We start from the raw sequence: 7074 nt of genomic DNA, 5'->3' as shown, positions 1-7074 counted from the left end.
CGCCAGCCTAAATACCACTGTCGCGGATAGAGGATCAGTCCTTTGTCAAATTCTAATTTTGTCGCGGCTTCTGCACTGATATGTTGATGACTGGAAGTAGAAAAAATTTCCCTACTCCCTTCTGCAATGATGGCTTTATCGACATCAAAGTTTTTTTCTGGAGAGTCAAAGCGGATAATAGTGTTTGGTGTATTGAATTGTTCGAGGGTTTGTTTCCCTGCTATTAAGTCGGCGTAATCTACTACGGTAGCTGGTGGTAAGTTGAAATGGGCGATCGCTTCTTGGAGGAAACCGACACGGCGGTTTTGGGGGTTGGCGATGAGGATGAAGTTTAGCATTATCTAATGTATTATTTATTCGTGGAGGGCAGAATAGCGATCGCCATATTCACCATATTGAGGTTCTGCAATTACGTGGCACGTAAGTTGGTTTAAGACTTCGGTATTTGAAATGTAGTTCATAGAAAGATTAAGGGTGTGGAGTTGGTTTACTGCGGGACAATTTAAAAGATATTCCACTCCTTGATTTGTCATTTCTCCCATCGAAAGGTCGAGAATTTTCAGGCGTTCTATTAAAGGAGAACTCACTAATGCTTTGGCTACTTCATCAGCATCTTCACAACTGCGTATGCCCAAATACTGAAGTTTTGGAAACTGCTCAGAGATTTTTGGGATTAAGCTAACTGCATCCAATCCTGCGTTCCCTATCCACAATTCCAGATATTCTAGATTTGGCAAATTCAGATTAACAATTTCATTAACTGTTGATTCCGGTAAAAAATTAGTTTCAATAATTAACGTTTTAAGATAATGATGTTCCGCTAAAGTAAATGATAAGCATGAACCTAAAGGATCGTAATAATCTCCTTTAGCGTCACCACGTATATGAAGAATCTCCAAGTTGGGATAAGCTTCTAGAACAAGACTCATATTCCTGGTCAATTTATCTCTGGAGGTGTCTTTGTAAGGGTCATCTTGAGGATCTCCCCAAAATAATGCCTTAAGGTTGCTCAGTTGGTTCTTTGCTTCAATAAAAATGTCTATAAAACAGTGACTAGGATAGTGACAGTGTAAAGCCTGGATATCATGGATATAGGGATTATGAAGAAATGCTTGAAATTTTTTGGTTGTTTGTTCTCTATCAAGACGTTGTATTTCTGCCCTGAAAGACGGTGCAGATCCAGATTTTACTATTGATCTAACTTTGGCATACAAAGGCGGCCAATCTAGTTGTAAATTTAAAGAATAAGCTGTAATTTCAGGATTTGTAATATTTACTTCTGAATTAAATTATTTAACTAACCAGTCGGTCATCATGGTAAAAGCAAGATAGGGATTAGAATTTAGTAACGCTTGCTTACCTTTGCCTCCTCCCCTTTGTTTTAATAATTTTGCAGCAAAACGCTGCACTTGCTCGGAAGAATTCGTTAAAGTATTAATCACTAAATCTAAACCAATATCCCCATAATTAAGAGCCTCAGAAAGTGCTGCAACCTTCACTTCAACAACCGAACTTTTTAAGCGACTTTTTACCCCTTCAATCCCTCCTAAAACCACACCACTAACAGGAGGTGGTGCTTCTCCACCAAGTACTGCATCAAATTCTCTCGGTTGATTTGGATTATTGTTCATTTTGGGTAATCCTAATTTATGGGTAAATATTTGCAAAGTTTTTCATTCATATAACGCAGAGTAGCGAGAAGCATTACACCCGTCATATATTTTTTCTTGAGAATGAGCAATCAATAAACAATCAATTAGCGATGATTGTTTAATCTCCTGAATAAATTCTTCAGATACATAATTGTGAGCGATATTGAGGGTATTTAAATTAATAATTGCTTGAGATTCAATTAAAGCGTTCAAACCTGTGTCAGTCAAGTTTCCCATTGATAAATCAAGTACTTCAAGAGTTGCAATAATGGGAGATTCAGCCATGAAAGAAGATTGGGCGATCGCATCGGCTATTGCATCAGCATAATCGCTATGTAAAGCTAAATAGCATAAGTTCGGGAATGATTCACTAAAAAGTATTGGTCTGAGATTATCAATAGTATTATCAGAGCTATTTTCAGAAGGTCTGCCTATCCATAATTCAAAATATTCTAACGCTGGTAAATTCAGTGAGCAAAGGCGATAAATAGCTACATCACTAATATTTGCTGTCTCAACAATTAAAGTTTTTAAATTGTTATGTTGTAGTTTTTCATATTCCAGTTCGTTGCAGCAAGCACGAATATGTAGCACTTCTAGATTGGGACAAGCTTCTAATATTAAAGTTATATCCCCCACCCCTATATAAGATTTTTTGTAGTAATTATCTCGACAATCACCTATAAACATAGCTTTAAGACTAGTTAATCGCTGACGCGCTTCAAAGAGAATATCAACATAACTATAAAAATCTTGGCTAACTTCGTAATAACAGTCGTACCCAGATAAATGACAAATTAAAGCTTCAATCTGACTAACTTGCGGGTCTTGCAATAGTAACTTTAATTGCTCAAGTTTTACTATATAGGCTGTTTCAGATGGATTAGTGATACCAGCTTTCGGATTAAAATTTTCCGATGTCCAATCTTTTAAAGTTGTAAAAAATAACCAAGATTCACAGCCTAAAAGTGCTTGTTTACCTTTCCCTTCTGTTTCTTGCAATAGTTCAACTGCAATTTGGTGAATCTTATACGAATAATCTTGCAAGGCATCAATCACCAAATTTAAACCTGCATCTCCATATTTAAGTGCATCTTCAAGCGCTACAATCCTAACTTCATCATCTTCGCTATTTAGACGATTTTTAACTCCTTCAAGTCCTCCCAAAACTACAGCATAGTTTTGATTTTGCTGTTCTCCACCAAGTACTGCGTCAAATTCTCCGGGTTGATGAGAATTATTATTCATAGTTAAAATTGAACTAATTAAGAGAAAGTTTTTTAACCCGCGTAGGCGGGTTTTGTCTGTGTAGCCGCGACTTCTAGTCGCCCATTACTGTAAATTTCACTCAGAAACAGAACAATAGCGACCATCAATGTAGCTATCTTCATTTTCTTCTTTCTGATTATTTGCCAAAACACGCACATCCAAATCAGAGAATTTCTCAATCATTTCCTGAGATAAGAAGTTTTCTGAGACGTTGAGAATATCAAGATTATTTATCGCCGAACAATTCAGCAATTCTTCCGCACCAGCATCAGTCAGCGTTCCCATTGAAATGTCAAGTATGCTGATATAATCAAGAATTGGAGAACCTGCTATAGGATTAATTAGTTCGTCGGTAAATTGGCTATTGCGTAATCCTAAATAATTTAACTGGGGAAATTTTTCTGCAAAAATAATTGGATTTAAATCTTCAACCCAACAGTTTCCGCCGTAATCTTCACTACCAAACCATAATTCTAAATGTTCCAAGGCTGGTAGATTCATATTACAAATTTGTCTAACAGTATCCCGACTTAACCCCCCAGTTTCAACAATCAACGCTTTGAGGTAATTATGTCGTATCGGCGGACTAAATTGTAAACCATCCCCTCCACGAACTTGCAAAATTTCGAGTTGGGGATAAGCTTGTAAAATGGGACTTATATCGCTTTGCTGAATCCAAGATATTTCGGCATCTTCAGAAGTAAGATCGCCAATAAAAATAGCTTTGAGATTAGTTAAACGTTGTTTAGCATCAACTAAAGCTTGGACAATACTACTTGAATCTGTTTGGCTTCCTTCGCTCCACAAACCAAACACTAAAGCTTCTAATTTGTCGGCATTGGGTTCTTGCATAAGTCTACTAAGTTTACTGGGTAAATTCTCATGATTCTTATAATCAAACCTCAGAGCATAAGCATTATTAACAGGTTCAACAATACCTACATTTGCATCGAACTCTACGACTTGGCGATTAGCAAATTGAGGAACATAACAACCTTGATAACCTTGATACTGGTTAAATCTCTCTTCCAAGTTCCAAGGTTTATATGTTTGCAAAGCTTGTATAACTTGCGGTTCTACTTGTTGCTTCAATAGTCGATAAGCAAAACGCTGCACCAATCTTGATTTATCTTGCAACGCTTGAATTAATATATCCAACCCTGCATCACCATATTTCAACGCTTCGCTAAGTGCAGCAATTCGCACTTCAATGACAGGATTTGATAAAGAACGTTTAACCCCCTCAATTCCTCCTAAAACAACTCCATCCACAGGAAGCGGAGATTGTCCTCCCAACACTGCATCATAATCTCTGGGTTGATTTTGGTTGTTTGTCATAGTGTTTTACCTTTTGATTCTTTATTAGAATTCCCAAATAAAATGCGGAATACGCATACATCAACCTCACAAGCAAAAATACTAGCAACGTAGACCATCAAGGAATGAGAATATTTTCTATGGAAAGGCTTCTGGGCTTTTTGGTGTTACTTTTGATTGTTCCAGGAATTAGCTCTGCGATCGCAACCACTGCCAATATGACCAAATTTAGGTGGACGAGAGATTTAAGATGTAGAAGTGTAACCTTGTCCATCCCTGCTTAAGAAAAGGTTTAGCAGAATTATTGACTATGCCGCTATATTTATATTGCCTTTAAGCCAGTCCCCACACTTTTATAGTTTTGTCCCAACTGCAACTAACCAGAGTCTGTCCATCTGAGCTAATGGCAAGAGAATTAATATGGTTTTTATGCCCTGTTAGGGTGTTCATCTGCTGTCCAGTTTGCAAATCCCATACTTTGATTGCATTTTCCCCACCGCCGCCAAAGAAAGTTTGTCCGTCTGGGCTAATGGCTACACAATTAATTTGTGTTTTATCCCCAATAAGAGTGTAAATTTCTTTTCCCGTTTGCAAATTCCACACTTTAATAGAACCGTCCCAGCTACCACTGACAAGAGTTTTTTTATCGCCAGTGAGGGCAACGGAAGTAACCGCTTTTGAATATCCTTTAAAACGATAGATTTGCTTTGCTGTGGGCAAATCCCATACTGTGATAGTTTCATCCCGACTAGCACAAACCAAAGTTTGTCCGTCCAAGCTAATTGCAAGACAATAAATCTGGATCGAATGGGCACGCAAATTGTAGAGTTCTTTACCCATTTGCCAATCCCATGCTTTCAACAAACCCCAGTCACCGCTAAAAAGAATTTGCCCATCCCGGCTAACAGCTAGTCCGTGAATACCCATTGCACTGCCCCTGGGTTCGCCTAAAGTGCTGATTTCCCTCCTAGTTTGCCAATCCCAAACCTTAATAACAGTGTTTCCCAGTCCACTAAAGAGAGTTTGACTATCTGGGCTGATAGCTAGAGAATTAACGCCTATTTGTGTATCTAGTGTGCAGATTTCCCTCCCTGTTGCTAACTCCCATACTTTAATTGTTTTGTCCCAACTGCCAGTGAAAAGAGTTTGACCATCTGGGCTGAAGATAACACAGCTAACACAGTATGAATGCCCTTCCAAGGTACGCAGACATGTGAGCTTTTGCCAAGGATTGTACTCGCGTAACACCTGTTTTATCCGAGATTCTTTTCTTTGCCCTAACAGCGAGTAAGCAGCCCACCTAACTTGTGTGACTTCATTTTGCAAAGCTTGGATGACTAAATCTAAGCCTGCATCCCCGTGTTGGAGGGCTTCTTTTAACGCTGCAATCCGATTTTGTGGGATAGTACTGGCTAACCGTTGTTTGACTCCTGGCAGTCCTCCTAAAACTACTGCATCGCTTGGGGTAGGTATTTGGCTACCTAAAACAACATCAAAAGGTCTTGGCTGGTTGGGATTCTGTGACATGATGGTTTCAGCTTGCACTACTGTCTATCATTCCCCTAGATTGAGAAAATGCGATCGCTCCATTGAGCATGTAACTAGCCGTCCAACTATGAATGTCCGCCCTTGGCTCGGTTTGTTTCCTGATAGTGCCTAAATTATGTTAAATCTTATTGACCTAAATTAGTACATTTGTTTTAATGTATTGGCAAAAGCTCTGACGTATTTATTTGTACTAGTGCCAGTATTAATTGCCGTTGGCTAGAATTTGGTACAACATGATGATTATGGTGTCACTTTTAAAACCCTAAAAAATCAAAAAATCTACTTATGGCTGAGTATCAAAAAATTGAGTATCGCATTGGTAAAGATGGGAAAATTACTGAGACAGTAATCAATGCCTCTGGTTCGAGTTGCACAAGTACAACATCGGGAATTGAAAAGGCTCTAGGAGAAGTTGAAAATCAAGAATTATTGCCTGAATATTACGAAGGCGGTGAGGGCGAGACAGTGGAACAAAATCAGTCTCTCAAACAAATCTAAGAGGGATGCAGATAGGAATGTTTTCTCTTTTAAGCCTTTTGACAATGGCAATAGGGATTTCCACTCTGTTGTTGATTATTCCAGCAATTAGTGATGCGATCGCTCGCCAAGCAGACTTGGAAACTAACAAGTTACAATTGGCGCGATGTCTAGCGACAAGCCGATTAGCATCTACGCAAATTGAGTTACTAGAAAATGAATTAAAGGCAACACGCAAAAATTACTTAGAAGAACAGCAAAAAATAGAACAGTTACTTGCTGAAAAAGCAGCGCTACATCAGGAAGGCTTGCGACTACATGAAGAATTGCAGCAGCAACGAGTTGAACTATCAGAGGAATTTCGCTCTGCAACATTTGAGCAATTGCAGACATTACTGACAAACTATCCCAGCATCCATCAGATGGTGCAGGTTAAACCAGAATTACCTGCGAAAAATCTGCTTTCGATGTTTACCGCTTTAGATAACCTACTGGGCAAATGGGGTTACGAACAGATAGGCAAACCTTGGGAAAAAGTACCTTACAATCCGCAGATTCATCAACCAGACACTGCTGATATTGCTGAAGATGAGTTAGTTTATATTCGATTTGTTGGCTATCAACATCAAGGAAAAATTCTTGTCCCTGCGAAAGTTAGTCGCACCTTACCGGGAGGGGGACAAACAATTAAAAATTAAAAATTAAAAATTTAAGAAATGTTATTGCATATTACCTTCTTGCCCAATGACAAATGACAAATGACCAATGACTACAGTAATAATTGATTTTGGTACTAGCAATACTGTTGTTT

The 7074-nt window shown here is 38.5% G+C and carries 9 protein-coding genes and 1 pseudogene; 3 read left to right on the top strand and 7 right to left on the bottom strand.

Annotated elements, in window-relative coordinates; genetic code table 11:
* The 7 genes and pseudogenes from CDG77_RS32610 to CDG77_RS32585 form a co-directional block, all read right to left on the bottom strand.
* Window positions 1-338, bottom strand: a pseudogene (locus CDG77_RS32610) (STM4014 family protein); the annotation flags it as partial.
* Between the two features lie 15 nt (window positions 339-353).
* Window positions 354-929: a hypothetical protein gene (locus CDG77_RS32605; protein WP_143857140.1), complete on the bottom strand. Its 576-nt coding sequence runs from the start codon at window positions 927-929 to the stop codon at window positions 354-356.
* A gap of 360 nt (window positions 930-1289) precedes the next feature.
* Window positions 1290-1631, bottom strand: a complete 342-nt coding sequence (locus tag CDG77_RS38210; RefSeq protein WP_223270104.1) for a hypothetical protein — start codon at window positions 1629-1631, stop codon at window positions 1290-1292.
* Between the two features lie 42 nt (window positions 1632-1673).
* Window positions 1674-2900, bottom strand: coding sequence for a hypothetical protein (locus CDG77_RS32595; protein WP_094333338.1), 1227 nt, complete (start codon window positions 2898-2900; stop codon window positions 1674-1676).
* A gap of 96 nt (window positions 2901-2996) precedes the next feature.
* Window positions 2997-4259, bottom strand: a complete 1263-nt coding sequence (locus CDG77_RS32590) for an STM4015 family protein (RefSeq protein WP_094333337.1) — start codon at window positions 4257-4259, stop codon at window positions 2997-2999.
* A 97-nt stretch (window positions 4260-4356) separates the two neighbouring features.
* Window positions 4357-4512 (bottom strand): hypothetical protein, encoded by a 156-nt coding sequence (locus CDG77_RS37120; protein ID WP_190234130.1) that lies wholly within the window; start codon window positions 4510-4512, stop codon window positions 4357-4359.
* Window positions 4513-4571: 59 nt separating this feature from the next.
* Window positions 4572-5765 carry a beta-propeller domain-containing protein gene (locus tag CDG77_RS32585; RefSeq protein ID WP_094333336.1) on the bottom strand — a complete coding sequence of 398 codons (1194 nt, stop codon included), beginning with the start codon at window positions 5763-5765 and terminating at the stop codon, window positions 4572-4574.
* Here CDG77_RS32585 and CDG77_RS38780 point away from each other — a divergent pair.
* From CDG77_RS38780 to CDG77_RS38205, 3 genes are all read left to right on the top strand, one after another.
* Window positions 5764-5898 (top strand): hypothetical protein, encoded by a 135-nt coding sequence (locus CDG77_RS38780; RefSeq protein WP_262985190.1) that lies wholly within the window; start codon window positions 5764-5766, stop codon window positions 5896-5898. The two genes, CDG77_RS32585 and CDG77_RS38780, sit on opposite strands and share 2 nt — an antisense overlap.
* A 173-nt stretch (window positions 5899-6071) precedes the next feature.
* Window positions 6072-6284 carry a DUF2997 domain-containing protein gene (locus CDG77_RS32580; protein ID WP_094333335.1) on the top strand — a complete coding sequence of 71 codons (213 nt, stop codon included), beginning with the start codon at window positions 6072-6074 and terminating at the stop codon, window positions 6282-6284.
* Window positions 6285-6328: 44 nt separating this feature from the next.
* Window positions 6329-6961, top strand: a complete 633-nt coding sequence (locus tag CDG77_RS38205) for a nucleotide exchange factor GrpE (RefSeq protein ID WP_223270103.1) — start codon at window positions 6329-6331, stop codon at window positions 6959-6961.
* The last annotated feature ends 113 nt before the right edge of the window (window positions 6962-7074 follow it).

It is taken from the genome of Nostoc sp. 'Peltigera membranacea cyanobiont' 213, from assembly GCF_002245975.1.
Lineage (GTDB): Bacteria > Cyanobacteriota > Cyanobacteriia > Cyanobacteriales > Nostocaceae > Nostoc.
Note: the sequence above shows the minus strand (reverse complement) of the source record. Positions and strands in the feature narration are given on the sequence as shown.

Excerpts from the sequence above, each read along its gene's own strand:
- CDG77_RS37120 (WP_190234130.1), bottom strand. The coding sequence starts at position 4,512 with ATGGACAAGGTTACACTTCTACATCTTAAATCTCTCGTCCACCTAAAT.
- CDG77_RS32585 (WP_094333336.1), bottom strand. The coding sequence starts at position 5,765 with ATGTCACAGAATCCCAACCAGCCAAGACCTTTTGATGTTGTTTTAGGT.
- CDG77_RS32580 (WP_094333335.1), top strand. The coding sequence starts at position 6,072 with ATGGCTGAGTATCAAAAAATTGAGTATCGCATTGGTAAAGATGGGAAA.
- CDG77_RS32605 (WP_143857140.1), bottom strand. The coding sequence starts at position 929 with ATGAGTCTTGTTCTAGAAGCTTATCCCAACTTGGAGATTCTTCATATA.
- CDG77_RS32590 (WP_094333337.1), bottom strand. The coding sequence starts at position 4,259 with ATGACAAACAACCAAAATCAACCCAGAGATTATGATGCAGTGTTGGGA.
- CDG77_RS32595 (WP_094333338.1), bottom strand. The coding sequence starts at position 2,900 with ATGAATAATAATTCTCATCAACCCGGAGAATTTGACGCAGTACTTGGT.
- CDG77_RS38780 (WP_262985190.1), top strand. The coding sequence starts at position 5,764 with ATGATGGTTTCAGCTTGCACTACTGTCTATCATTCCCCTAGATTGAGA.
- CDG77_RS38205 (WP_223270103.1), top strand. The coding sequence starts at position 6,329 with ATGGCAATAGGGATTTCCACTCTGTTGTTGATTATTCCAGCAATTAGT.
- CDG77_RS38210 (WP_223270104.1), bottom strand. The coding sequence starts at position 1,631 with ATGAACAATAATCCAAATCAACCGAGAGAATTTGATGCAGTACTTGGT.